This window comes from Streptomyces sp. NRRL S-1813 (assembly GCF_000719605.1).
Classification (GTDB): domain Bacteria; phylum Actinomycetota; class Actinomycetes; order Streptomycetales; family Streptomycetaceae; genus Streptomyces; species Streptomyces decoyicus.
Genome location: NZ_JOHB01000012.1, coordinates 170,286 through 195,840 on the forward strand (window position 1 = coordinate 170,286; position 25,555 = coordinate 195,840).

At 70.6% G+C, this 25,555-nt stretch carries 25 protein-coding genes; 24 read left to right on the forward strand and 1 reads right to left on the reverse strand.

All coding sequences use genetic code 11. The features are described 5' to 3' along the window. The first annotated feature begins 8 nt into the window (after positions 1-8). The 13 genes from IF67_RS0119365 to nusB all read left to right on the forward strand — a co-directional run bounded on the left by IF67_RS0119365 (position 9) and on the right by nusB (position 12,848). Positions 9-353, forward strand: a complete 345-nt coding sequence (locus IF67_RS0119365; protein WP_030076408.1) for a DUF6167 family protein — start codon at positions 9-11, stop codon at positions 351-353. Then, positions 353-3,022, forward strand: coding sequence for an alanine--tRNA ligase (gene alaS, locus IF67_RS0119370; RefSeq protein ID WP_030987295.1), 2,670 nt, complete (start codon positions 353-355; stop codon positions 3,020-3,022). The genes IF67_RS0119365 and alaS overlap by 1 nt, the downstream gene beginning before the upstream one ends. A 14-nt stretch (positions 3,023-3,036) precedes the next feature. Further along, positions 3,037-3,501 carry a Holliday junction resolvase RuvX gene (ruvX, locus tag IF67_RS0119375; RefSeq protein ID WP_030987296.1) on the forward strand — a complete coding sequence of 155 codons (465 nt, stop codon included), beginning with the start codon at positions 3,037-3,039 and terminating at the stop codon, positions 3,499-3,501. 127 nt (positions 3,502-3,628) lie between these two features. After that, complete coding sequence (mltG, locus tag IF67_RS0119380) at positions 3,629-5,269, forward strand: endolytic transglycosylase MltG (protein ID WP_030987298.1); 1,641 nt, start codon at positions 3,629-3,631, stop codon at positions 5,267-5,269. Next, a complete protein-coding gene (locus tag IF67_RS0119385; RefSeq protein ID WP_030987300.1) occupies positions 5,266-6,093 on the forward strand; it encodes a shikimate dehydrogenase in 828 nt (275 codons plus the stop codon). Before mltG ends, IF67_RS0119385 begins: the two co-directional genes overlap by 4 nt. Before the next feature lie 139 nt (positions 6,094-6,232). Continuing rightward, positions 6,233-7,417, forward strand: coding sequence for a chorismate synthase (aroC, locus tag IF67_RS0119390; protein WP_030987301.1), 1,185 nt, complete (start codon positions 6,233-6,235; stop codon positions 7,415-7,417). Then, on the forward strand, positions 7,414-7,971 hold the full coding sequence (locus IF67_RS0119395) for a shikimate kinase (protein WP_030987303.1): 558 nt from the start codon (positions 7,414-7,416) through the stop codon (positions 7,969-7,971). Before aroC ends, IF67_RS0119395 begins: the two co-directional genes overlap by 4 nt. After that, complete coding sequence (gene aroB / locus IF67_RS0119400) at positions 7,968-9,059, forward strand: 3-dehydroquinate synthase (protein WP_030987304.1); 1,092 nt, start codon at positions 7,968-7,970, stop codon at positions 9,057-9,059. The genes IF67_RS0119395 and aroB overlap by 4 nt, the downstream gene beginning before the upstream one ends. After that, positions 9,056-9,496 (forward strand): type II 3-dehydroquinate dehydratase, encoded by a 441-nt coding sequence (aroQ, locus tag IF67_RS0119405; protein WP_030987306.1) that lies wholly within the window; start codon positions 9,056-9,058, stop codon positions 9,494-9,496. Before aroB ends, aroQ begins: the two co-directional genes overlap by 4 nt. A 265-nt stretch (positions 9,497-9,761) precedes the next feature. Then, positions 9,762-10,598, forward strand: a complete 837-nt coding sequence (locus IF67_RS0119410; protein WP_030987308.1) for a Pro-rich N-terminal domain-containing protein — start codon at positions 9,762-9,764, stop codon at positions 10,596-10,598. A gap of 76 nt (positions 10,599-10,674) precedes the next feature. After that, positions 10,675-11,781 carry an aminopeptidase P family protein gene (locus IF67_RS0119415; RefSeq protein ID WP_030987310.1) on the forward strand — a complete coding sequence of 369 codons (1,107 nt, stop codon included), beginning with the start codon at positions 10,675-10,677 and terminating at the stop codon, positions 11,779-11,781. 66 nt (positions 11,782-11,847) lie between these two features. Further along, positions 11,848-12,414, forward strand: coding sequence for an elongation factor P (gene efp, locus IF67_RS0119420; RefSeq protein WP_030076436.1), 567 nt, complete (start codon positions 11,848-11,850; stop codon positions 12,412-12,414). Positions 12,415-12,416: 2 nt separating this feature from the next. Then, entirely contained in the window at positions 12,417-12,848 is a 432-nt protein-coding gene (gene nusB, locus IF67_RS0119425) for a transcription antitermination factor NusB (RefSeq protein ID WP_030987312.1), read from the forward strand. Positions 12,849-13,046: 198 nt separating this feature from the next. Here the strand turns inward: nusB and bldD are convergent, their stop codons facing one another. Continuing rightward, positions 13,047-13,547, reverse strand: coding sequence for a transcriptional regulator BldD (bldD, locus tag IF67_RS0119430; protein ID WP_030987313.1), 501 nt, complete (start codon positions 13,545-13,547; stop codon positions 13,047-13,049). Between the two features lie 221 nt (positions 13,548-13,768). On the opposite strand from bldD, the gene pyrR reads away from it, so the two are divergent. The 11 genes from pyrR to rpoZ all read left to right on the forward strand — a co-directional run bounded on the left by pyrR (position 13,769) and on the right by rpoZ (position 25,501). Next, positions 13,769-14,359 carry a bifunctional pyr operon transcriptional regulator/uracil phosphoribosyltransferase PyrR gene (pyrR, locus tag IF67_RS0119435; RefSeq protein ID WP_030987315.1) on the forward strand — a complete coding sequence of 197 codons (591 nt, stop codon included), beginning with the start codon at positions 13,769-13,771 and terminating at the stop codon, positions 14,357-14,359. A 93-nt stretch (positions 14,360-14,452) separates the two neighbouring features. Next, positions 14,453-15,448, forward strand: coding sequence for an aspartate carbamoyltransferase catalytic subunit (locus IF67_RS0119440; protein WP_030987317.1), 996 nt, complete (start codon positions 14,453-14,455; stop codon positions 15,446-15,448). 2 nt (positions 15,449-15,450) lie between these two features. Next, positions 15,451-16,737 carry a dihydroorotase gene (locus IF67_RS0119445; RefSeq protein WP_030076448.1) on the forward strand — a complete coding sequence of 429 codons (1,287 nt, stop codon included), beginning with the start codon at positions 15,451-15,453 and terminating at the stop codon, positions 16,735-16,737. After that, the gene (locus IF67_RS0119450; protein WP_030987319.1) at positions 16,734-17,384 is read left to right on the forward strand and encodes a hypothetical protein; all 651 of its coding nucleotides are present in this window, start codon (positions 16,734-16,736) and stop codon (positions 17,382-17,384) included. Before IF67_RS0119445 ends, IF67_RS0119450 begins: the two co-directional genes overlap by 4 nt. Then, positions 17,381-18,562 carry a glutamine-hydrolyzing carbamoyl-phosphate synthase small subunit gene (gene carA, locus IF67_RS0119455; protein WP_030987321.1) on the forward strand — a complete coding sequence of 394 codons (1,182 nt, stop codon included), beginning with the start codon at positions 17,381-17,383 and terminating at the stop codon, positions 18,560-18,562. The genes IF67_RS0119450 and carA overlap by 4 nt, the downstream gene beginning before the upstream one ends. Further along, positions 18,555-21,866 carry a carbamoyl-phosphate synthase large subunit gene (gene carB / locus IF67_RS0119460; RefSeq protein ID WP_030987323.1) on the forward strand — a complete coding sequence of 1,104 codons (3,312 nt, stop codon included), beginning with the start codon at positions 18,555-18,557 and terminating at the stop codon, positions 21,864-21,866. The genes carA and carB overlap by 8 nt, the downstream gene beginning before the upstream one ends. A gap of 78 nt (positions 21,867-21,944) precedes the next feature. Further along, a complete protein-coding gene (locus IF67_RS0119465; RefSeq protein WP_030987325.1) occupies positions 21,945-23,054 on the forward strand; it encodes a quinone-dependent dihydroorotate dehydrogenase in 1,110 nt (369 codons plus the stop codon). Next, complete coding sequence (gene pyrF / locus IF67_RS0119470; protein ID WP_078889509.1) at positions 23,051-23,959, forward strand: orotidine-5'-phosphate decarboxylase; 909 nt, start codon at positions 23,051-23,053, stop codon at positions 23,957-23,959. Before IF67_RS0119465 ends, pyrF begins: the two co-directional genes overlap by 4 nt. 215 nt (positions 23,960-24,174) lie before the next feature. After that, a complete protein-coding gene (locus tag IF67_RS0119475; protein WP_006607450.1) occupies positions 24,175-24,498 on the forward strand; it encodes an integration host factor in 324 nt (107 codons plus the stop codon). A gap of 38 nt (positions 24,499-24,536) precedes the next feature. Continuing rightward, entirely contained in the window at positions 24,537-25,157 is a 621-nt protein-coding gene (gene gmk / locus IF67_RS0119480) for a guanylate kinase (protein WP_030987331.1), read from the forward strand. Positions 25,158-25,228: 71 nt separating this feature from the next. After that, positions 25,229-25,501 (forward strand): DNA-directed RNA polymerase subunit omega, encoded by a 273-nt coding sequence (rpoZ, locus tag IF67_RS0119485; protein ID WP_005319902.1) that lies wholly within the window; start codon positions 25,229-25,231, stop codon positions 25,499-25,501. The last annotated feature ends 54 nt before the right edge of the window (positions 25,502-25,555 follow it).

Here is a 25,555-nt window from a genome sequence, read left to right on the forward strand (position 1 = left end):
TCACAGCGATGTTCCGCCGCGCATTCTGGTTCACCACCGGCGCCGCCGCCGGCGTCTGGGCCACCAACAAGGTCCACCGCAAGCTGCGCAAGTTGCAGCCCGACAGCCTCGCCGCACAGGCCGCGGACAAGGCCGTCGAGACCGGACACCGGCTGCGCCAATTTGCATTGGACGTACGGACCGGAATGGCGGACCGTGAAGAGCAGCTGCACGAGGCCCTGGGCCTCGGCGGGACGGGCGAGGTGCGTGAGCTGCCCGCGCCTCGCCGCGCGGTGCTCGAATCGCAGTACCGCACCACGAGAACAACCGGATCTACCGGTCTGACCGGACCGACTGGAAAAGAGGACCACTGATGGAGTCGGCTGAAATCCGCCGCCGCTGGCTGCGCTTCTTCGAGGAGCGCGGGCACACCGTCGTGCCGTCGGCGTCGCTCATCGCGGACGACCCGACGCTGCTGCTCGTCAACGCGGGCATGGTCCCCTTCAAGCCGTACTTCCTCGGTGAGGTCAAGCCGCCCGCCCCGCGCGCCACCAGCGTCCAGAAGTGCGTCCGTACGCCGGACATCGAAGAGGTCGGCAAGACCACCCGGCACGGCACGTTCTTCCAGATGTGCGGCAACTTCTCCTTCGGCGACTACTTCAAGGAAGGCGCCATCAAGTACGCCTGGGAGCTGCTGACCGGCTCCCAGGCCGACGGTGGCTACGCCCTCGACCCGGAGAAGCTCTGGATCACCGTCTACCTCGAGGACGACGACGCCGAGCGCATCTGGCACGAGGTCATCGGGGTGCCCAAGGAGCGCATCCAGCGCCTGGGCAAGAAGGAGAACTACTGGTCCATGGGCGTCCCGGGCCCCTGCGGCCCGTGCTCCGAGATCAACTACGACCGTGGTCCGGAATTCGGCGTCGAGGGCGGCCCGGCCGTCAACGACGAGCGGTACGTGGAGATCTGGAACCTGGTCTTCATGCAGTACGAGCGGGGCCAGGGCACCGGCAAGGAGGATTTCGAGATCCTCGGCGAGCTGCCCAGCAAGAACATCGACACCGGCCTCGGCCTCGAGCGCCTGGCGATGATCCTCCAGGACGTCCCGAACATGTACGAGACGGACACCCTGCGTGTCGTCATCGACAAGGCCACCGAGCTGACCGGGGTCCGCTACGGCACCGCGCACGACAGCGATGTCTCGCTGCGCGTGGTCGCCGACCACATCCGTACGTCCACGATGCTCATCGGCGACGGCGTCACCCCCGGCAACGAGGGCCGCGGTTACGTCCTGCGCCGCATCATGCGCCGTGCCATCCGCAACATGCGGCTGCTCGGTGCCTCCGGCCTGGTCGTCGGCGAGCTGCTGGACGTGGTCATCAAGACCATGGGCCAGCAGTACCCGGAGCTGCTCGAGGACCGCCGTCGCATCGAGACGGTCGCCCTCGCCGAGGAGGCCGCCTTCGTCAAGACACTGAAGGCCGGCACGAACATCCTCGACACCGCCGTCACCGACACCAAGGCCTCCGGCGGCAAGGTCCTGGCCGGCGACAAGGCCTTCCTGCTCCACGACACCTGGGGCTTCCCGATCGACCTCACCCTCGAAATGGCCGCCGAACAGGGCCTGTCGGTGGACGAGGACGGCTTCCGCCGCCTGATGAAGGAGCAGCGGGAGCGCGCCAAGGCCGACGCCCAGTCGAAGAAGAGCGGCCACGCCGACCTGTCCGCCTACCGCGAGGTCGCCGACAAGTCCGGTGCCACGGAGTTCACCGGCTACAGCGCCACCGAGGGCGAGTCCGCCATCGTCGGCCTGCTGGTCAACGGCGTCCCGGCCCCCGCCGCCCATGAGGGCGACGAGGTCGAGGTCGTCCTGGACCGCACCCCCTTCTACGCCGAGGGCGGCGGCCAGCTCGCCGACACCGGCCGGATCAAGCTGGACTCCGGCGCCGTCGTCGAGGTCCGCGACGTCCAGCAGCCGGTGCCCGGTGTCACGGTCCACAAGGGCGCCGTCCAGGTCGGTGAGGTGGTGCTCGGCTCCGCCGCGTACGCCACCATCGACATCACCCGCCGGCGCGCCATCGCCCGCGCCCACAGCGCCACCCACCTCACGCACCAGGCGCTGCGCGACGCCCTCGGCCCGACGGCCGCGCAGGCCGGCTCGGAGAACTCCCCGGGCCGCTTCCGCTTCGACTTCGGTTCGCCGGCCGCCGTGCCCGGCGGAGTCCTCACGGACGTCGAGCAGAAGATCAACGAGGTGCTCTCCCGCGAGCTCGACGTGCACGCCGAGGTCATGAGCATGGAGGACGCCAAGAAGCAGGGCGCCATCGCCGAATTCGGCGAGAAGTACGGCGACCGCGTCCGCGTGGTCACCATCGGTGACTTCTCCAAGGAGCTGTGCGGCGGCACGCACGTCCACAACACCGCTCAGCTGGGTCTGGTGAAGCTGCTCGGTGAGTCCTCCATCGGCTCCGGCGTACGCCGCGTCGAGGCGCTGGTCGGTGTGGACGCCTACAAGTTCCTCGCCCGCGAGCACACCGTCGTCTCCCAGCTCACCGAGCTGGTCAAGGGACGCCCGGAGGAGCTGCCCGAGAAGATCTCCGGCGTCCTGGCCAAGCTGAAGGACGCCGAGAAGGAGATCGAGAAGTTCCGCGCCGAGAAGGTGCTCCAGGCCGCCGCCGGGCTGGCCGCGGGCGCCAAGGACGTCCGCGGTGTGGCGCTCGCCGCCGGTCAGGTCCCGGACGGCACCTCCGCCGACGATCTGCGCAAGCTGGTGCTCGATGTGCGCGGCCGGATCCCCGGCGACCGGGCCGCCGTGGTGGCGCTCTTCACGGTGGCGGGCGGCCGCCCGGTGACGGTCATCGCCACCAACGAGGCCGCCCGCGAGCGCGGCATCAAGGCCGGTGACCTGGTTCGTACGGCCGCCAAGACGCTCGGTGGCGGTGGCGGCGGCAAGCCGGACGTCGCCCAGGGCGGCGGCCAGAACGCCGCTGCGGTGCCCGAGGCCATCGAGGCCGTCGAGCGCCTCGTCGCCGAGGCGGCCTGACGCGCGTGAGTGAGATGCGACGCGGCCGACGCCTCGCGGTGGATGTCGGGGACGCCCGTATCGGGGTCGCCTCGTGCGACCCCGACGGGGTCCTCGCCACTCCCGTCGAGACCGTGCCGGGACGGGACGTTCCGTCAGCACACCGTCGTCTCAAGGCGATCGTCGACGAGTACGAGCCCCTCGAAGTCGTGGTCGGCCTGCCCCGCTCCCTCAATGGGGGAGAGGGGCCGGCCGCGGCCAAGGTCCGGGCCTTCGCCCAGGAGATGGCCCGGAACATCGCACCCGTAGGGGTCCGGCTGGTCGACGAGCGGATGTCGACGGTCACCGCGACCCAGGGCCTGCGGGCCTCGGGCGTGCGGAGCAAGAAGGGCCGCTCGGTCGTCGACCAGGCGGCGGCGGTGGTCATCCTCCAGAGCGCGCTGGAGACCGAACGTGTCTCCGGGGAACCTCCGGGCGAGAGCGTCGAAGTGGTCATCTGATCGCGGTACGGTAACGTTCCGCGCGATGTGCGGCGTTCGAACAGCCGCGCGTGCAAGTAGAGGCGGGTCGGGTACAGCAAGCGCGCTGCCAGGCCGGAGCGCACCGCCTCTCGGCTCTAGGGGATCGATGACCGAGTATGGCCGGGGCTACGGCTCCGAACCGTGGCACCCCGAGGACCCGCTCTACGGAGACCAGGGTTCCTCCGGAGGCCAGGCGCAGCAGCCTCAGTGGGACGGACAGCCGGCCCCCCGGTACCCCCAGCAGCAGGCCGACCCGTATGCCCAGCAGCACTACGACGGCGGCTGGGACACCTCGCAGGGCGGGCAGCTGCCGTACGAGCCGTACGACCCCTACGGGCAGCAGCACCCGCCGGTCGACCCGTACAGCGGTACGAGCCCCGACTACTACGCCACTCCCGACGCCTATCCGCCGCCGCAGCCTCAGCATCTGCGGCAGCAGCAGCAACAACAGCAGCAGTACCAGCAGCAGAGCCCGCAGTATCCGCAGCAGACGGAGCCGCACTACGGCGAGGGCGACGGCGCCGGCGACGACTGGCGGGCCGAACCGGAACCCCGCGAGCCGGAGCCGGAGCATGCGTTCTTCGCGGGTGGCGGCGAGGACGACGGCCACGACGACAACGACCCGCGCGAACAGCGCCGGGCCGGCCGCGAGCGCCGTGGCAAGAAGAACAAAAAACGGCGCAGCGGCACCGCTTGCCTGGTCGTCGCGCTGGTCTTCGCCGGGGCCGTGGGCACGGTCGGCTATTTCGGCTACGACTTCTTCATGGCGCACTTCGGATCGGCCCCCGACTACGAGGGCGAGGGGTCCGGCGATGTCCAGGTCGACATCCCGGACGGTTCGACGCTCTCGGACATGGGCCAGATCCTCCAGCGCGAGGGCGTCATCAAGAGCGTCGGCGCCTTCACCGAGGCGGCCGGCGACAAGAGCCTCCAGGCCGGTACGTACTCGCTGCGCAAGCAGATGTCGGCGGCCTCGGCCATCGAGCTGATGCTGGACCCCAAGAGCCGTAACGGCCTGACGATCCGTGAGGGCCTGCGCTCCGCCGACGTCTACAAACTCATCGACACCAAGCTGCACCTCAAGAAGGGCACGACCGAGGGTGTCGCCGAGAGCGAGGCCAAGAACCTCGGGCTCCCGTCGTGGGCGGACAACTCCTCGAAGCTGAAGGACCCGCTGGAGGGATTCCTCTACCCCTCCACGTACAGCGTGGGCGGCAAGACGAAGCCGGCCGCGGTCCTGAAGCAGATGGTGGCGCGGGCGAACCAGGTCTATACGAAATACGACCTGGAAGGGAATGCGCGCAAGCTCAAGCTCGATTCGCCGATGCAGCTGCTCACCGTCGCCAGCCTCACGCAGGCCGAAGGCAAGTACAAGCATGACTTCGTCAAGGTCGCGCGCGTCGTCTACAACCGCCTCAAGCCGGACAACACCGAGACGTACGGCCTGCTGGACTTCGACTCGACGGTGAACTACGCCAAGTCCCAGAGCACCCTGGACACCGGATCCGTCGACAATCTGCGGAATTTCAACGATCCGTACAACACCTACAAGTTCAAGGGACTGCCGCCGGGCCCGATCGGCAATCCGGGTGAGGTGGCGCTCAAGTCGGCCATCGCCCCGGAAAAGGGCAACTGGTACTACTTCGTCTCGATCAACCCGGAAAAGACGCTGTTCGCTGTGACGAACGAAGAGCACGAGCGGAACCGGCGCATCTACGAAAAGGAACAAGAGAAAAACAAGCAATGAGCGCCACACGTCGAGCCGCGGTTCTCGGCTCCCCGATTGCCCATTCCCTCTCGCCGGTGCTGCACCGCGCCGCCTACCGGGAACTGGGGCTGAGCGAGTGGACGTACGACCGCCACGAGGTCGATGAAGCGGCGCTGCCCGCCTTCATGGAGCGCCTCGACGCCACCTGGGCGGGTCTCTCGCTCACCATGCCGCTCAAGCGCGCGGTGATCCCGCTGCTCGACGAGATCAGTGCCACCGCGGCGTCGGTCGAGGCGGTGAACACCGTCGTCCTCACCGCCGACGGGCGCCGCCTCGGCGACAACACCGATATCCCGGGCATGCTCGCCGCGCTGCGCGAACGCGGCGTGCGGCAGGTCGAGCGCGCGTCGGTCCTGGGCGCCGGCGCCACCGCCTCCTCGGCGCTCGCCGCGCTCTCCCGGATCTGCACCGGCGAGGTCACCGCGTACGTCCGCAGCCGGGCGCGCGCCGACGAGATGCGCGGCTGGGGCGAGCGGCTGGGCGTCACGGTCCGCACCGCCGCCTGGGAGGACGCCGCCGCGGCCTTCGAGGCGCCGCTGACCATCGCCACGACCCCGGCGGGCACCACCGACGCGCTCGCCGCAGCCGTCCCCGAGCGGCCCGGCACGCTCTTCGACGTCCTCTACGAGCCCTGGCCGACGACGCTGGCCACCGCCTGGGCCGCCCGTGGCGGCGCCGTGGTCGGCGGCCTGGACCTGCTGGTCCACCAGGCCGTACTCCAGATGGAGCACATGACGGGGCGGTCCCCGGCGCCGCTGGCCGCGATGCGCACGGCCGGCGAGGCGGCGCTCGCCGCCCGCTGACCCGTCCGGTCCGTCCCGCCCCGCCCCTTCCGTCCTCACGCGCCCGGTCCGCCCCCTGGACTGGGCGCCGCCCGTCGCGCGCGACGTGGGAGGATCGGGGGAAGACCGTATGCGGATGAGCAGTACATGAGGAGCACCGTTGAGCAGGTTGCGCTGGCTGACGGCGGGGGAGTCGCACGGCCCCGCACTCGTGGCGACGCTGGAGGGCCTTCCGGCCGGAGTCCCGATCACCACGGCGATGGTGGCGGACGCCCTGGCCCGGCGCCGGCTCGGCTACGGCCGCGGTGCCCGGATGAAGTTCGAGCAGGACCAGGTCACGTTCCTGGGCGGGGTGCGGCACGGCCTGTCGCTGGGCTCGCCGGTGGCCGTGATGGTCGGCAACACCGAGTGGCCCAAGTGGGAGCAGGTGATGGCGGCCGACCCGGTGGACGCGGAGGAGCTGGCCGCGCTGGCCCGTAACGCGCCGCTGACCCGTCCCCGCCCCGGCCACGCCGACCTCGCCGGGATGCAGAAGTACGGCTTCGACGAGGCCCGCCCGATCCTGGAGCGCGCCTCCGCCCGTGAGACCGCCGCCCGGGTCGCCCTGGGGGCCGTCGCCCGTTCCTTCCTCAAGGAGACGGCCGGCATCGAGATCGTCTCGCACGTCGTCGAGCTGGCCGCGGCCAAGGCCCCGTACGGGGTCTACCCGAAGCCCTCCGACGTGGAGAAGCTGGACGCCGACCCGGTGCGCTGCCTGGACGCGGACGCGAGCAAGGCGATGGTGGCCGAGATCGACCAGGCCCACAAGGACGGCGACACCCTCGGCGGCGTGGTCGAGGTGCTGGCGTACGGCGTGCCCGTGGGCCTCGGCTCGCACGTCCACTGGGACCGGCGTCTGGACGCCCGGCTGGCGTCCGCCCTCATGGGCATCCAGGCGATCAAGGGCGTCGAGGTCGGTGACGGCTTCGACCTGGCGCGGGTGCCGGGCTCGAAGGCCCATGACGAGATCCTCTCGACCGACGACGGGATCAAGCGCAGCTCGGGCCGCTCCGGCGGCACCGAGGGCGGGCTGACGACCGGCGAGCTGCTGCGGGTGCGCGCCGCGATGAAGCCGATCGCGACGGTGCCGAAGGCGCTGGCGACCATCGATGTGACCACCGGTGAAGCGGCCAAGGCGCACCACCAGCGCTCGGACGTCTGCGCGGTGCCCGCCGCGGGCATCGTCGCCGAGGCGATGGTGGCCCTCGTGCTGGCGGACGCGGTGCTGGAGAAGTTCGGCGGCGACAGCGTGCCCGAGACCCGCCGCAATGTGCGCAGCTTCCTCGACAACCTGGCGATCAAATGACGTCCCCGCTCGTCGTGCTGGTCGGCCCGCCCGGGGCCGGCAAGTCGACGGTGGGCGCGCTGCTGGCCGACCGGCTGGGCGTCGGCTACCGGGACACCGACGCCGATATCGTCGCCATGGCCGGCCGGCCGATCGCCGAGATCTTCATCGACGAGGGCGAGCCGCACTTCCGCGAACTGGAGCGGACCGCGGTGCGCGACGCGCTGGAGAGCCACCCGGGCGTGCTCTCGCTCGGCGGCGGCGCGATCCTGGACGACGGCACCCGCAAGCTGCTGGCCGGCCTGCCGGTGGTCTTCCTGGACGTCCAACTCGCCGATGCCGTCAAGCGGGTGGGCCTCGACGCGCCCCGCCCGCTGCTGGCCGTCAACCCGCGGAAGCAGTGGCGTGAGCTGATGGAACGCCGCCGCCCGCTGTACACCGAGGTGGCGCGCGCAGTGATCAGCACGGCGGAGCGCAGCCCCGCGCAGGTCGCCGAGGCGATCCTGGACGCTTTGGAGCTACGGCAGGCCGCGGGGCAGACCCCGCCGGCCGCCCACAGGGAGGAACAGGCATGACGGAGCAGGCCACCCGTATCCAGGTCGGCGGCACGGCGGGCACCGACCCGTACGAGGTGCTCGTCGGACGGCAGCTGCTCGGCGAACTCCCGGGTCTGATCGGCGACAGCGCGAAGCGGGTCGCGGTGCTGCACCCGGAGGCGCTGGCCGCCACCGGCGAGGCGCTGCGCGAGGACCTGGCCTCCCAGGGCTACGAGGCGATCGCCGTCCAGCTGCCGAACGCCGAGGAGGCCAAGACCGCCGAGGTCGCGGCGTACTGCTGGAAGGCGCTCGGCCAGTCCGGCTTCACCCGCAGCGATGTGCTCGTCGGCGTCGGCGGCGGCGCCACCACCGACCTGGCCGGCTTCGTCGCCGCGACCTGGCTGCGCGGGGTGCGCTGGATCGCGGTGCCGACGACGGTCCTGGGCATGGTGGACGCGGCGGTCGGCGGCAAGACCGGCATCAACACCGCCGAGGGCAAGAACCTCGTCGGCGCCTTCCACCCGCCGGCCGGAGTCCTCTGCGACCTGGCCGCGCTCGACTCGCTGCCGGTGCACGACTACGTCTCCGGTCTGGCCGAGGTCATCAAGGCCGGCTTCATCGCCGACCCGGCGATCCTCGACCTGATCGAGTCGGACCCGGAGGCCGCCAAGCGCCCGGACGGTGAGCACACCGCTGAGCTGATCGAGCGGGCGATCCGGGTCAAGGCCGAGGTGGTCTCCGCGGACCTCAAGGAGTCCGGTCTGCGCGAGATCCTCAACTACGGCCACACCCTGGCGCACGCCATCGAGAAGAACGAGCGGTACAACTGGCGGCACGGCGCGGCCGTCTCCGTCGGCATGGTCTTCGCCGCCGAACTCGGCCGGATCGCCGGCCGCCTGGACGACGCCACCGCCGACCGGCACCGCTCCGTCCTGGAGTCCGTCGGGCTGCCGCTGACCTACCGCGGCGACCAGTGGCCCAAGCTGCTGGAGACCATGAAGGTCGACAAGAAGTCCCGCGGTGACCGGCTGCGCTTCATCGTCCTGGACGGCCTCGCCAAGCCGACCGTCCTGGAGGGCCCGGACCCGGCCATGCTGCTCGCCGCGCACGCGGAGATCGCGGCATGACCCGCCGGGTGCTGGTCCTCAACGGCCCCAACCTCGGCCGGCTGGGCTCCCGTGAACCCGATGTCTACGGCGCCACGTCCTACGCCGGCCTGGTCGAGGAGTGCACCCGGCTGGGCAAGGAGCTGGGGTTCGAGGCCGAGGTCCGGGAGACCAACGACGAGGGGGAGATGATCCGCTGGCTGCACGAGGCCGCCGACGGACGCATTCCGGTCGTCATCAACCCCGGTGCCTTCACGCACTATTCGTACGGCATGCGGGACGCGGCCGCCCAGCGCACCGCCCCGCTGATCGAGGTGCACATCTCGAACCCGTACGCGCGCGAGGAGTTCCGCCACAATTCGGTCCTCGCGGCCGTCGCCAGCGGTACGGTCGCGGGCTTCGGCATCGGCTCGTACCGTCTCGCGCTCCGTGCGCTGGCCGAGGAACTGGACGGCTGACCCTCCCCACGGAACGTCACTCCACCCCCGGCCGTTCATGTACCGAGCGCCGGGGGAGGAAGCCCTGCGGCCGCGGCCGGGAGGGTACCGTTCGCAGCAGCACCGCCCACGCCGACGGCCGTGGGGCACAACGGCCCCTCCGGGCCGGTGGGTTACCGCAGGACGCACCGGGCAGCCGAGCCCCGGCGTCCGGTGGGCAGCCCCACCCGACGTTGGCCGACGGAGCACCGCACCACATCGACCGCACGAGACGGAGAGCCACCGGATGCAGTACGCAGTGGGGGCTCCGCTGCCACCGCCCCGCGGGCAGGCATCACCCGGTGCCGCCATGAACTGGACGCCCAACCCGGGGCAGCACACCCCGCCCGCTTCGCCGCCGGCCCCGCCTCCGCCCGCCCCCGGTCAGGGCTGGCACGGGCCCGCGCCCCAGCAGGCCCCGCCCACCTCACACAGCACGGACATCACCGGCCATGTGCAGCTCCCCCCGGCCGCCCCGGTGCCGCTGCCCAGCCCGCCCACCGACACCGCAGCGCCGGACGCCACGCTGGCGGCCGTCGCGGTGCTGCTCATCGGTCCGGCCGGGGCCGGCAAGACCAGTGTGGCGCGCCACTGGGCCGACAGCCGGCGGGTGCCGACCGCGCACATCAGCCTCGACGACGTCCGCGAATGGGTCCGGTCCGGTTTCGCCGATCCGCAGGCCGGCTGGAACGACCACTCCGAGGCCCAGTACCGCCTCGCCCGCCGCACCTGCGGCTTCGCGGCCCGCAACTTCCTCGCCAACGGCATCTCCTGCATCCTCGACGACGCCGTCTTCCCCGACCGCCCGGTCGTCGGCCTCGGCGGCTGGAAGCGCCATGTGGGCCCCGGCCTGCTGCCGATCGTGCTGCTGCCCGGCCTGGAGATCGTCCTGGAGCGCAACGCCCGGCGCAGCGGCAACCGCCGGCTGTCCGACGAAGAAGTGGCCAGGATCCACGGGCGGATGGCCGGCTGGTACGGCTCGGGCCTGCCGATCATCGACAACTCCCAGCACGATGTCGCCACGACCGTGCGGGTGCTGGACGACGTCGTCGCCCGCAGCATCGCCAGCCCGCCGAGCTGGTAGCGGGCGGCACCGGCCCGGTCCCCCGGGCGGCCCCGCTCGACCGGCCGCCTCGGGGGACCGGCCGTACGCTCGTGATATGTCCGAGTTGTACGCGGCCCGGCGCACGCGGCTGCGCGACCGCTGCGCCGCAACCGGAAGTGCCGCCGCACTGATCTCGCGCCCCGCGAACGTCCGCTACCTCACGGGCTGCGCACCGCCCGGCGCCGCGCTGCTGCTCGGTCCGGCCGACGATGTGCTGCTGTGCGGCAGACCGCTGAGCGGTGATCCCGCCGAGGGCCGGCCGGCCGACGACGTCCGGGTGTCGGTGCTGCCCAGCCGCGGTGGCGACCCGGTCGTGGCCGGCGCCGACCTGGCCGCGACGGCCGGTGCGGACACCCTGGCCGTCGAGGAGCACCACCTCACCGTCACCCGGCACCGTGCGCTCTCCCAGGTCGCGCCCCGGCTGCGGCTGACCGACCTGGCCTGCGCGGTCGAGGGGCAGCGGCTGGTGAAGGACGACGAGGAGATCGCCTGTCTGCGGATCGCCGCCGAGATCTCCGACCAGGCCCTGGGAGAGCTCCTCGAATCGATCCTGGTCGGCCGCACCGAGCGGCATCTCGCGCTGGAACTGGAGCGCCGGCTGGTCGACCACGGCGCGGACGGCCCGGCCTTCCCCACGTCCGTCGCGACCGGCCCGAACGCCGGCCGCTCCGGACATCTGCCCACCGACCGGCGGGTCGAGGAGGGCGACTTCCTCAGTGTCTGCCTGGGCGCCAATTACCGCGGCTACCGTTGTGAGATCGGCCGGACCTTCGTCATCGGCACCACGCCCTCGGACTGGCAGATCGAGCTGTACGACCTTGTTTTCGCAGCCCAGCGGGCCGGTCGCGAGGCGCTGGCGCCGGGTGTGGAGTGCCGTGACGTGGACCGGGTGACCCGCCATGTGCTGGACGCGGCGGGGTACGGTGAGCGGCTCGGGGCGTGGACCGGGCACGGCGTGGGACTCGAAATCGACGAGGACCCTCAATTGTCGCCTGCGGCCATGGGTAAACTGGACGCTTGCGTGCCGGTCACCGTCGAGCCGGGGGTTCACATCCCGGGCCGTGGGGGTGTCCGGATCGACGACACCCTCGTCGTCCGCCCCGAGGCGGACGGCGGACCCGAGCTACTCACGATCACGACCAAGGAGCTGCTCGCGCTGTGAGCCCCACGGCTTGCGGCGTACGGCTTCGAGGTACCCACCACCTGCAGTCCAGGAGATTCCGCAACCGTGGCTTCCACGAACGACCTCAAGAACGGCCTGGTGCTCAAGCTCGAAGGGGGCCAGCTCTGGTCCGTCGTCGAGTTCCAGCACGTCAAGCCCGGTAAGGGCCCGGCCTTCGTCCGCACCAAGCTGAAGAATGTGCTCTCCGGCAAGGTGGTGGACAAGACCTTCAATGCCGGTGTGAAGGTCGAGACGGCCACTGTCGACAAGCGTGGGATGCAGTTCTCGTACATGGACGGCGAGTACTTCGTCTTCATGGACATGGACACCTACGACCAGCTGATGGTCGACCGCAAGGCCGTCGGTGACGCCGCGAACTTCCTCCTCGAGGGCTTCGAGGCCGTCGTGGCGCAGCACGAGGGCGAGGTGCTCTACGTCGAGCTGCCGGCCGCCGTCGAGCTCGTCATCCAGCACACCGAGCCCGGCGTCCAGGGCGACCGCTCCACCGGCGGCTCCAAGCCCGCCACGCTGGAGACCGGCTACGAGATCCAGGTGCCGCTCTTCATCACCGAGGGCGAGAAGATCAAGGTCGACACTCGCACGGGCGACTACCTCGGCCGGGTGAACAGCTAACCGTGGCTGCCCGTACCAAGGCCCGTAAGCGCGCCTTCCAGATTCTCTTCGAGGCCGACCAGCGCGGTGCCGATGTGCAGTCCGTGCTCGCGGACTGGATGCGGCACGCCCGGACCGACCCACGGCAGCCGCCGGTGAACGAATACACCCTCCAGTTGGTCGAGGGGTATGCGGATCATGTGGCCCGCATCGACGAGCTGATCTCCACCTACGCGGTCGACTGGGACCTCGACCGGATGCCGGCGGCCGACCGCAGCATTCTGCGGCTAGGCGCCTATGAGCTGCTCTGGGTGGACGACACGCCGGACGCCGTGGCGCTCGACGAAGCTGTGCAGCTCGCCAGGGAGTTCTCCACGGACGATTCCCCGGCCTTCGTCAACGGCCTCCTCGGCCGGCTCAAGGAGCTGAAGCCGAGCCTGCGGCGCGAGGCGTAGTAGGCGGTCGGCAGAGCGTGTGAACGGGCCCGGAGTGATGGGTGATGCTCCGGGCCCTTCGCATGCCCGCAGAACGGCATACGGGGGCTCTCCTGGTGCACTGCGCGCCGCCGGTGTGCGCCGTCAGTGCGCCGGTACGCAGAAACCGCCGCCCGGCAGACCGGAGCGGCGGTACGTTTCTGCTGGTGGTGCGGGGGGTCAGATCTCGTCGTGCTGCACGGCGCGGCGTGCTTCGGCGTCGAGCACGCCCCAGCTGATCAGCTGCTCGGTCAGCACCGAGGGCGACTGGTCGTAGATGACCGCGAGGGTGCGCAGGTCGTCCTGGCGGATCGAGAGGACCTTGCCGTTGTAGTCACCGCGCTGGCTCTGGATGGTGGCGGCGTAGCGCTGGAGCGGGCCGGCCTTCTCCTGCGGGACATGGGCGAGGCGCTCCAGGTCGAGCACCAGCTTCGGCGGCGGCTCGGCCGCTCCGCCCGGTGTCGTGCCCGGCAGCAGTTCCTGCACCGGGACGCCGTAGAAGTCCGCCAGCTCGGCAAGGCGCTGTACGGTCACGGCACGGTCGCCGCGCTCGTACGAACCCACCACCACGGCCTTCCAGCGGCCCTGGGACTTCTCCTCGACGCCGTGGAGAGAAAGGCCCTGCTGGGTGCGGATGGCACGGAGCTTGGCCCCGAGCTGTTTGGCGTATTCGCTGGACATAAAACTCCCCAGACGGCTGTATCGACATGCGGCTCCGCCGCGGGCTGGTAACTCACTGTGAGGTTACGCAGCGTAATCTGACTTCGTCAAGCGGAACGGGGCAGACCCTCACCCGTCAGGGGTGCGGACGGCTCCTGAGGGGGCTCCTGATAGCCTGGGCTGTGTAATTTCGACGTCCTTTAAGGTCCGTCCCGTGAGGCGGAGAAGGAGGTCCGTTTCATATGGACGCAAGCAGTTCCGACACGACAGCTCAGCTCCCCGCACGGCCGGTGCTCGAAGGCCCGGACATCGCGCGGATGCTCACCCGTATCGCCCATGAAATCGTCGAGCGCGCCAAGGGCGCGGACGATGTGGTGCTCCTGGGGATCCCGACCCGCGGCGTCTTCCTCGCCCGGCGGCTCGCTGCCAAGCTCGAAGAGATCACCGGCCGTACGGTCCCGGTCGGCTCGCTCGACATCACGATGTACCGCGACGACCTGCGCCTGGGCCCGGCCCGCACGCTCGCCCGCACGGACATCCCCGCCGACGGCGTCGAGGGCCGGGTCGTCCTGCTCGTCGACGACGTCCTCTTCTCCGGCCGCACCATCCGCGCCGCGCTGGACGCGCTGGGCGACATCGGACGGCCGCGCGCCGTGCAGCTGGCGGTCCTCGTCGACCGCGGCCACCGCGAACTGCCGATCCGCGCCGACTACGTAGGCAAGAACCTCCCCACGTCGCTGCGGGAGACGGTCAAGGTCCAGCTCACCGAGGAGGACGGCCGGGACGCCGTGCTGCTCGGCCTGAAGCACACCGCCCCGGCCGGCGAGCGTTAGCGCACCGCTGACGGACCCGGTGACCCCGGGCCCGCAGGCATGCCTGCTCGACGGACATTCCCGTACACCTCCTTCACTCACGGAGAAAACCGGATGAAGCGTCACCTCATCTCGGCCGCCGACCTCACGCGCGACGACGCCGTTCTGATCCTCGACACCGCCGAGGAGATGGCCCGGGTCGCCGACCGGCCGATCAAGAAGCTCCCCACCCTGCGCGGGCGCACCGTCGTCAACCTCTTCTTCGAGGACTCGACCCGCACCCGTATCTCGTTCGAAGCCGCGGCGAAGCGCCTCTCCGCCGACGTCATCAACTTCTCCGCCAAGGGCTCGTCGGTCTCCAAGGGCGAGTCGCTCAAGGACACCGCCCTCACCCTGGAGGCGATGGGCGCGGACGCCGTGGTCATCCGGCACCACGATTCCGGCGCCCCGCACCGCCTGGCGACCTCCGGCTGGATCGGCGGCTCCGTGGTGAACGCCGGTGACGGCACCCACGAACACCCCACCCAGGCGCTGCTCGACGCCTTCACGATGCGCCGTCGCCTGGTCGGCGTCGACGCGGGCGTGGGCCAGGACCTCTCCGGCCGCCGCATCACCATCGTCGGCGACATCCTGCACAGCCGGGTCGCCCGCTCCAACGTTCATCTGCTGACCACGCTCGGCGCCGAGGTCACCCTGGTCGCACCGCCGACGCTGGTGCCGATCGGCGTGGAGCAGTGGCCCTGCGAGGTCTCGTACGACCTGGACGCGGTGGTCGCCAAGTCCGACGCGGTGATGATGCTGCGCGTCCAGCGCGAGCGGATGAACGCGGCGTTCTTCCCGACGGAGCGGGAGTACGCGCGGCGCTACGGTCTCGACGGCGACCGGATGGCCCGTATGCCCGAGCACGCGATCGTGATGCACCCCGGGCCGATGAACCGCGGCATGGAGATCACCGCGCAGGTCGCCGACTCGCCCCGTTGCACCGCCGTCGAACAGGTCACCAACGGCGTCAGCATCCGGATGGCCGTTCTCTATCTGCTTCTGGGCGGCAACGAGCCCGCCCTCACCGCCGGCAACGGCACCAGCATGCGCACCGAGGAGAGCAAGTAATCATGAGCAAGATCCTTATTCGCGGGGCGAAGGTCCTCGGTGGCGAGCCGCAGGACGTGCTGATCGACGGTGAGACCGTCGCGGAGGTCGGCACCGGGCTGAGCGCCGAGGGCGCACAGGTCATCGAGGCGGACGGCAAGATCCTGCTGCCGGGCCTGGTCGATCTCCACACCCACCTGCGCGAGCCGGGCCGCGAGGACTCCGAGACCGTGCTGACCGGCACGAAGGCCGCCGCCGTCGGCGGCTTCACCGCCGTCCACGCCATGGCCAACACCTTCCCCGTCGCGGACACCGCGGGCGTCGTCGAGCAGGTCTGGCGGCTGGGCAAGGAGTCCGGCTACTGCGACGTCCAGCCCGTCGGTGCGGTCACCGTCGGCCTGGAGGGCAAGAAGCTCGCCGAGCTGGGCGCGATGCACGACTCCGCGGCCGGCGTCCGGGTCTTCTCCGACGACGGCAAGTGTGTGGACGACGCCGTGATCATGCGGCGCGCCCTGGAGTACGTGAAGGCCTTCGACGGTGTCGTCGCCCAGCACGCCCAGGAGCCCCGGCTCACCGAGGGCGCCCAGATGAACGAGGGCATCGTCTCGGCCGAGCTGGGCCTCGGCGGCTGGCCCGCGGTCGCCGAGGAGTCGATCATCGCCCGCGATGTGCTGCTCGCCGCGCACGTCGGCTCCCGCGTCCACATCTGCCACCTGTCGACGGCCGGCTCGGTCGAGATCGTCCGCTGGGCCAAGTCCAAGGGCTGGAACGTCACCGCCGAGGTCACCCCGCACCACCTGCTGCTCACCGACGAGCTCGTCCGCAGCTACAACCCCGTCTACAAGGTGAACCCGCCGCTGCGCACCGAGGCCGACGTCCTGGCGCTGCGCGAGGCGCTCGCCGACGGCACCATCGACTGCGTCGCCACCGACCATGCCCCGCACCCGCACGAGGACAAGGACTGCGAGTGGGGCGCGGCGGCCATGGGCATGGTCGGCCTGGAGACCGCGCTCTCCGTCGTCCAGCACACGATGGTCGACAGCGGACTGCTGGACTGGGCCGGCGTCGCCGACCGGATGTCCTTCCGCCCGGCGCACATCGGCCGCCTGGAGGGCCACGGCCGCCCCGTCTCGGCTGGTGAGCCCGCCAACCTCACACTGCTCGATTCCGCTTACCGTGGAGAGGTGGACCCCGCGGGCTTCGCCTCCCGCAGCCGCAACACCCCCTACGAGGGCCGTGAGCTGCCGGGGCGCGTCACCCACACCTTCCTGCGGGGCCGGGCAACGGTCGTCGACGGGAAGCTGGCGTGACTCCTCCACTGATCCATTTGGCCGAAGCGCAGAAGTCCGCGCCGGTCACCGACTGGGCCGCACGGATCGGCTGGGTCGTCGGCCTGCTGGTCTTCATCGTCTTCGTCTACTGGCTGATGCGTCAGGGCTGGAAGTGGCGCGGCACGCTCCAGGGCGATCTGCCCGAGCTGCCCGCCACCCCGGAGAACTCCGGCAGCCCGCTGCTGACGGCCGGCCCCTCGCCCGCCACCACCCCGGGTGGAGGCGGCAAGCCGCCGCTGACCATGTCTGGCCGCTACCACGGGTCCACCACCGCCGGGCAGTGGCTCGACCGGATCGTGGCGCGCGGTCTGGGCACCCGCAGCCGCGCCGAGCTGACCCTCACCGACCAGGGGCTGGACGTCGTACGGCCGGGCGCCGCGGACTTCTTCGTGCCGGCCGCCGCACTGCGCGGCGCCCGCCTCGACAAGGGCATCGCCGGCAAGGTCCTGACCGAGGGCGGCCTGCTGATCGTCACCTGGGAGCACGGCGGCCGGCAGATCGACTCCGGCTTCCGCTCCGACCGTGCGGACGAGCACCCGGCCTGGGTCGAGGCCCTCAACGAACTCAGCACCACCGAGCACCACACCAGCACCACCGAGCACACCGAAACGGAAGGCGCACGATGACGACCTCCACCAGGGGTACCGCCCACGGCACAAGGGGGCTCCCCGCCGTTCTCGTCCTGGAGGACGGCCGCAGCTTCCGCGGCCGCGCCTACGGGGCGGTGGGGGAGACCTTCGGCGAAGCGGTGTTCTCCACCGGCATGACCGGCTACCAGGAGACGCTGACCGATCCCTCGTACCACCGCCAGGTGGTCGTCATGACCGCCCCGCACATCGGCAACACCGGTGTGAACGACGAGGACCCCGAGTCGCAGCGGATCTGGGTCTCCGGCTATGTCGTCCGCGACCCCGCCCGTATCCCGTCCAACTGGCGCTCGGTGCGCTCGCTGGACGACGAGCTGGTCGCCCAGGGCGTCGTCGGCATCAGCGGCGTCGACACCCGGGCTCTGACCCGCCATCTGCGCGAGCGCGGTGCCATGCGGGTCGGCATCTTCTCCGGCGAGGCGCTGCCCGACGAGGGCACGATGCTGGCCAAGGTCCGCCAGGCCCCCGAGATGGAGGGCGCCGACCTCTCCACGCAGGTCGCCACCAAGGAGTCCTACGTCGTCCCGGCGATCGGCCCCGACGGCGCAGCCGTCCCGGTCGGTGCGGCGAAGTTCACCGTCGCCGCGATCGACCTGGGCATCAAGGGCATGACCCCGCACCGGATGGCCGAGCGCGGCATCGAGGTGCACGTCCTGCCCGCCACCGCCACCGTCGAGGACGTCTACGCGGTGAACCCGGACGGCGTGTTCTTCTCCAACGGCCCCGGCGACCCGGCCACCGCCGGCCACCCGGTCTCCGTCATGCAGGGCGTCCTGGAGCGGAAGACGCCGCTGTTCGGCATCTGCTTCGGCAACCAGATCCTGGGCCGCGCGCTGGGCTTCGGCACCTACAAGCTCAAGTACGGGCACCGCGGCATCAACCAGCCGGTGCAGGACCGTACGACCGGCAAGGTCGAGGTCACCGCGCACAACCACGGGTTCGCCGTCGACGCCCCGCTCGACAAGATCTCCGACACCCCCTTCGGCCGCGCCGAGGTCTCCCACGTCTGCCTGAACGACAACGTGGTGGAGGGTCTGCACCTCCTCGACCAGCCGGCCTTCAGCGTCCAGTACCACCCCGAAGCCGCCGCGGGTCCGCACGACGCCGCGTACCTCTTCGACCGCTTCGTTTCCCTGATGGAGGGCCAGCGTGCCTAAGCGCACCGATATCCAGTCCGTCCTGGTCATCGGCTCCGGCCCGATCGTCATCGGCCAGGCCGCCGAGTTCGACTACTCCGGCACCCAGGCCTGCCGGGTCCTCAAGTCCGAGGGCCTGCGCGTCATCCTGGTGAACTCCAACCCGGCGACGATCATGACCGACCCGGAGATCGCCGACGCCACCTACGTCGAGCCGATCACCCCGGACTTCGTCGAGAAGATCATCGCCAAGGAGCGCCCGGACGCGCTCCTGCCCACCCTGGGCGGCCAGACGGCCCTGAACACCGCGATCTCCCTGCACGAGTCCGGCACCCTCGACAAGTACGGCGTCGAGCTGATCGGCGCGAACGTCGAGGCGATCAACAAGGGCGAGGACCGCGACCTGTTCAAGGAGGTCGTCGAGGCCGTCCGCACCAAGATCGGCCACGGCGAGTCCGCCCGCTCGGTCATCTGCCACTCCATGGACGACGTCCTGGCGGGCGTCGACGAGCTCGGCGGCTACCCCGTCGTCGTCCGCCCCTCCTTCACCATGGGCGGCGCCGGCTCCGGCTTCGCGCACGACGAGGAGGAGCTGCGCCGGATCGCCGGCCAGGGCCTGACGCTCTCGCCGACCACCGAGGTGCTCCTGGAGGAGTCCATCCTCGGCTGGAAGGAGTACGAGCTGGAACTGATGCGCGACAAGAACGACAACGTCGTGGTCGTCTGCTCCATCGAGAACTTCGACCCGATGGGCGTGCACACCGGTGACTCGATCACCGTCGCCCCGGCGATGACGCTCACCGACCGTGAGTACCAGACCCTGCGGGACATCGGCATCGCGGTGATCCGCGAGGTCGGCGTCGACACCGGCGGCTGCAACATCCAGTTTGCGGTCAACCCCGAGGACGGCCGGGTCATCGTCATCGAGATGAACCCCCGCGTCTCGCGCTCGTCGGCGCTGGCGTCCAAGGCTACCGGCTTCCCGATCGCGAAGATCGCCGCCCGGCTCGCCGTCGGCTACACCCTCGACGAGATCCCCAACGACATCACCGAGAAGACCCCGGCCTCCTTCGAGCCGACCCTCGACTATGTCGTCGTCAAGGTGCCGCGCTTCGCCTTCGAGAAGTTCCCGGCCGCCGACGCCACCCTCACCACGACCATGAAGTCGGTCGGCGAGGCCATGGCCATCGGCCGTAACTTCCCCGAGGCGCTCAACAAGGCCCTGCGCTCCCTGGAGAAGAAGGGCAGTCAGTTCGACTTCGTCGGCGAGCCGGGCGAGAAGGCCGCGCTGCTGGAGAAGGCCCAGGTCCCCACCGACGGCCGGATCAACACCGTCATGGCGGCGATCCGGGCCGGTGCCACGCCCCAGGAGGTCTTCGACGCCACGAAGATCGACCCCTGGTTCGTCGACCAGCTCTTCCTGGTCAAGGAGATCGCGGACGAGATCGCGGCCGCCGAGAAGCTCCACCCGGAGATCCTTGCGGACGCAAAGCGCTACGGCTTCTCCGACGCCCAGATCGCCGCGATCCGGGGGCTGCGCGAGGACGTCGTCCGCGAGGTCCGGCACGCCCTCGGTGTCCGCCCGGTCTACAAGACGGTCGACACCTGCGCCGCCGAATTCGCCGCGAAGACCCCGTACTTCTACTCCTCCTACGACGAGGAGAGCGAGGTCGCGCCCCGCGAGAAGCCGGCCGTGATCATCCTCGGCTCCGGGCCCAACCGCATCGGCCAGGGCATCGAGTTCGACTACTCCTGCGTCCACGCCTCGTTCGCGCTCAGCGACGCCGGCTACGAGACCGTGATGGTCAACTGCAACCCGGAGACCGTCTCCACGGACTACGACACCTCCGACCGGCTCTACTTCGAGCCGCTCACCCTGGAGGACGTCCTGGAGGTCGTGCACGCCGAGACCCAGGCAGGACCGGTCGCCGGCGTCATCGTCCAGCTCGGCGGGCAGACCCCGCTCGGCCTGGCGCAGGCGCTCAAGGACAACGGCGTGCCGATCGTCGGCACCTCGCCCGAGGCGATCGACCTCGCCGAGGAGCGCGGCGCCTTCGGCCGGGTGCTCACCGAGGCCGGGCTGCCCGCCCCCAAGTACGGCACCGCCTTCTCCTTCGACGAGGCCAAGCGGATCGCCACCGAGATCGGCTACCCGGTCATGGTCCGCCCGTCCTACGTGCTCGGCGGCCGCGGTATGGAGATCGTCTACGACGAGCCGTCGCTGGGCGAGTACCTCACCCGCCACGCCGGCCTGATCGACCGCCACCCGGTCCTCATCGACCGGTTCCTCGACGACGCCATCGAGATCGACGTCGACGCGCTCTACGACGGCACCGAGCTCTACCTCGGCGGTGTCATGGAGCACATCGAGGAGGCCGGCATCCACTCCGGCGACTCCGCCTGCGCGCTGCCCCCGATCACCCTCGGCGGCTTCGACATCAAGCGCCTGCGGGCCTCGACGGAGGCGATCGCCGAGGGCGTCGGCGTCCGCGGCCTGATCAACATCCAGTTCGCGATGGCCGGCGACATCCTCTACGTCCTGGAGGCCAACCCGCGCGCCTCCCGTACGGTGCCCTTCACCTCGAAGGCCACCGCGGTGCCGCTGGCCAAGGCCGCCGCCCGGATCTCGCTGGGCGCGACCATCGCCGAGCTGCGCGCCGAGGGCATGCTGCCCAGGACCGGCGACGGCGGCACCCTGCCGCTGGACGCGCCGATCTCCGTCAAGGAAGCCGTGATGCCCTGGTCGCGGTTCCGCGACATCCACGGCCGCGGTGTGGACACCATCCTCGGCCCGGAGATGCGCTCCACCGGCGAGGTCATGGGTATCGACTCGGTCTTCGGCACCGCCTACGCCAAGTCGCAGACCGGCGCCTACGGGGCACTGCCCACCAAGGGCCGCGCCTTCGTCTCGGTCGCCAACCGCGACAAGCGCTCGATGATCTTCCCGGCCCGCGAACTGGTCGCGCACGGCTTCGAGCTGCTCGCCACCTCCGGCACCGCCGAGGTGCTGCGCCGCAACGGCATCAACGCCACCGTGGTGCGCAAGCAGTCCGAGGGCGAGGGCCCGGACGGTGAGAAGACCATCGTCCAGCTGATCCACGACGGCCAGGTCGACCTGATCGTCAACACCCCCTACGGCACCGGCGGCCGGCTGGACGGCTACGACATCCGCACCGCCGCGGTGGCCCGCGCCGTGCCCTGCCTGACCACGGTCCAGGCGCTGGCGGCCGCGGTCCAGGGCATCGAGGCCATGTCCCGCGGTGATGTGGGCGTGCGTTCCCTCCAGGAACACGCCGAACATCTCACCGCGGCCCGCGAGGAGTAGCGGCCAGGAGGGGGACACCGATGCGGTGTCCCCCTCTTCGTGCCCCCTCGCTCCTCACCCCGGAAGGCCCACCCGACGATGTACCGCCTCTTCTTCCACCTGATCTTCAAGCGCATGGACCCCGAGCAGGCCCACCACCTGGCCTTCCGCTGGATCCAGCTGGCCGTGCGCCTCCCCGTGCTGCGCACCTTCCTGGCGGCCGCCCTCGCGCCCCGCTACAAGGAGCTGCGCACCGAGGCCCTGGGCCGCCGGATGCACGGCCCCTTCGGCCTGGCCGCCGGCTTCGACAAGAACGCCGTCGCCATCGACGGGATGACCATGCTCGGCTTTGACCACGTCGAGATCGGCACGGTCACCGCCCAGCCGCAGCCCGGCAACCCCAAGAAGCGTCTGTTCCGGCTCGTACCGGACCGCGCGCTGATCAACCGGATGGGCTTCAACAACGACGGCTCGGCGTCCGTGGCGGCCCGTCTGGCCGCCCGCAACCCCGTTTTCCCGGCCACCGTCGGCGTCAACATCGGCAAGACCAAGGTCGTACCGGAGGCCGAGGCCACCGCCGACTACGTCACCTCCACCGAGCGCCTCGCCCGGCACGCCGACTACCTGGTGGTCAACGTCTCCTCCCCGAACACCCCGGGGCTGCGCAACCTCCAGGCCGTCGACCACCTCCGCCCGCTGCTGACGGCCGTACGCGAGGCCGCCGACCGCACGGTCACCGAGCGCCGGGTCCCGCTGCTGGTCAAGATCGCTCCCGACCTCGCCGACGCGGACGTGGACGCGGTCGCCGACCTGGCCGTCGAGCTGGGCCTGGACGGGATCATCGCCACCAACACCACCATCGCCCGCGAGGGCCTCGGCCTGACCTCCGACCCCCGGCTGGTCGCCGAGACCGGCGGACTCTCCGGCGCGCCCGTCAAGGAGCGCTCCCTGGAGGTCCTGCGCCGCCTCTACGCCCGGGTCGGCGACCGGATCACCCTCGTCGGGGTGGGCGGCATCGAGAACGCCGAGGACGCCTGGCAGCGCATCCTCGCCGGCGCCACCCTCGTCCAGGGCTACAGCGCCTTCATCTACCAGGGCCCGTTCTGGTGCCGCGCGATCCACAAGGGCCTCGCTGCCCGTCTGCGCAACAGCCCGTACGCCACCCTCGCCGATGCCATCGGCGCCGAGCACAAGAAGGTGACCGCATGACCGAGCCCTTCGGCGCCCGCCCGTCGCCCGACCACCACCCCTCACCGAGTCCCTCCGGGCCGCAGGATTCGTCTGCGAACCCCTTCGGGGCCCGCCTGCGCCGTGCCATGGACGAGCGCGGCCCGCTCTGCGTCGGCATCGACCCGCACGCCTCGCTGCTGGCCGACTGGGGCCTGAACGACGATGTCGCGGGCCTGGCGCGGTTCACCCGGACCGTCGTGGAGTCCCTCGGCGAGACGGTCGCCGTCTTCAAGCCACAGTCCGCCTTCTTCGAGCGCTTCGGCTCACGCGGCCTCGCCGTACTGGAGACCGCCGTCGAGGAGGCGCGCGAGCGCGGCGCCCTGGTCCTGATGGACGCCAAGCGCGGCGACATCGGCTCGACCATGGCCGCCTACGCCGAGACCTACCTGCGCAAGGACTCGCCGCTGTTCTCCGACGCGCTCACCGTGTCTCCGTACCTCGGCTACGGCTCGCTGAAGCCGGCCGTCGACCTGGCCCGCGAGAGCGGCGCCGGGCTCTTCGTCCTCGCCCTCACCTCCAACCCGGAGGGCGCCGAGGTCCAGCGGGCGGTGCGCGAGGACGGCCGCACGCTCGCCGCGACCATGCTCGGCCACCTCGCGGCCGAGAACGCCGGTGCCGAGCCGCTGGGCTCCTTCGGCGCGGTCGTCGGCGCCACGCTCGGCGATCTCTCCTCGTTCGACCTGGCGATCAACGGCCCGCTGCTCGCACCCGGCATCGGTGCCCAGGGCGCCACCCCCGCCGACCTCCCGAAGGTCTTCGGTGACGCCGTGCGCAACGTCGTGCCGAGCGTCAGCCGGGGGGTGCTGCGGCACGGCCCGGACACCGCAGCTCTGCGCGACGCGGCGGCCCGATTCACCGAGGAAGTGCGCACCGCGCTCGATTGAGAGCCTTCCGACGGGGACTTTGGTCCCGAATTGTCCTGGTCAGCAGAGTCTGACCAGGACTTTTCGCTTGTTCTCGCTGACTCCGGCGCCCTCTGGCGCTAGTCTCCGACGAGAGCACTGCACGTAAGCGCGTTGCTCGTTGCTCCGCTGATGCGGGGCGACTAGGTTCCACACCGGTCCGTATCCGACAGTTCGACATCCGAGGTGACGTAGGCGTGGCTCTTCCGCCCCTTACCCCTGAACAGCGCGCAGCCGCGCTCGAGAAGGCCGCCGCGGCTCGCCGGGAGCGCGCCGAGGTCAAGAATCGGCTCAAGCACTCCGGTGCTTCCCTCCATGAGGTCATCAAGCAGGGCCAGGAGAACGACGTCATCGGCAAGATGAAGGTCTCCGCGCTCCTTGAGTCCCTGCCGGGCGTCGGCAAGGTCCGCGCCAAGCAGATCATGGAGCGACTCGGGATCTCCGAGAGCCGCCGAGTCCGGGGTCTTGGCTCCAACCAGATCGCGTCGCTGGAGCGCGAGTTCGGCAGCACTGCTTCCTGAATTTTCCGGCATCACCGGGAAGCTGGAATAATCGCTGCATGAGTTCTGCAGTCTCCGGGGGGACGACCCCCGCGCCCCCGGCCAGACAACCGCGACTGACCGTGCTCTCCGGCCCCTCCGGGGTCGGCAAGAGCACGGTCGTCGCGCATATGCGCAAGGTCCACCCCGAGGTCTGGCTCTCGGTTTCGGCCACCACCCGCAAGCCGCGGCCCGGGGAGCGGCACGGTGTCCACTACTTCTTCGTCGACGACGGAGAATTCGACAAGCTCATCGCCAACGGTGAGCTGCTCGAGTGGGCGGAATTCGCGGGCAACCGCTACGGCACCCCCCGCAAGGCGGTGCTGGACCGCCTGGAGGCCGGGGAGCCGGTCCTGCTGGAGATCGACCTCCAGGGCGCCCGCCAGGTTCGTGAGTCCATGCCGGAGGCGAATCTGGTCTTCCTGGCCCCGCCGAGCTGGGACGAGCTGGTCCGCCGGCTCACCGGCCGGGGCACGGAGGCGCCGGAGGTCATCGAGCGTCGGCTGGCCGCCGCCAGGGTCGAGCTGGCAGCGGAGAAAGAGTTCGATGTGACGCTTGTCAACACCTCCGTCGAGGACGTCAGCCGTGAGCTGCTAGCCTTGATGCTGAATCGATCCGGAGACCAGAACTCCAGCGGCTGACCGCGTAGCTCCCCGGATCGTCCGAGACTTTTCGCTACACCCCCGCTTCATCCCCCTTCGGAAGGTAGAGAGTGTCCTCTTCCATCACTGCACCCGAGGGCATCATCAACCCGCCCATTGATGAGCTTCTCGAGGCCACCGATTCGAAGTACAGCCTTGTGATCTACGCCGCCAAGCGCGCGCGTCAGATCAACGCGTACTACTCGCAGCTCGGCGAGGGCCTGCTCGAGTACGTCGGCCCGCTCGTGGACACCCACGTCCACGAGAAGCCCCTGTCGATCGCGCTCCGCGAGATCAACGCGGGTCTGCTGACCTCCGAGGCCATCGAGGGCCCGGCTCAGTAAGCAGCGGAACGAATGCACCAAGGGCCCGGCGGCGCGACCGCCGGGCCCTTGGTG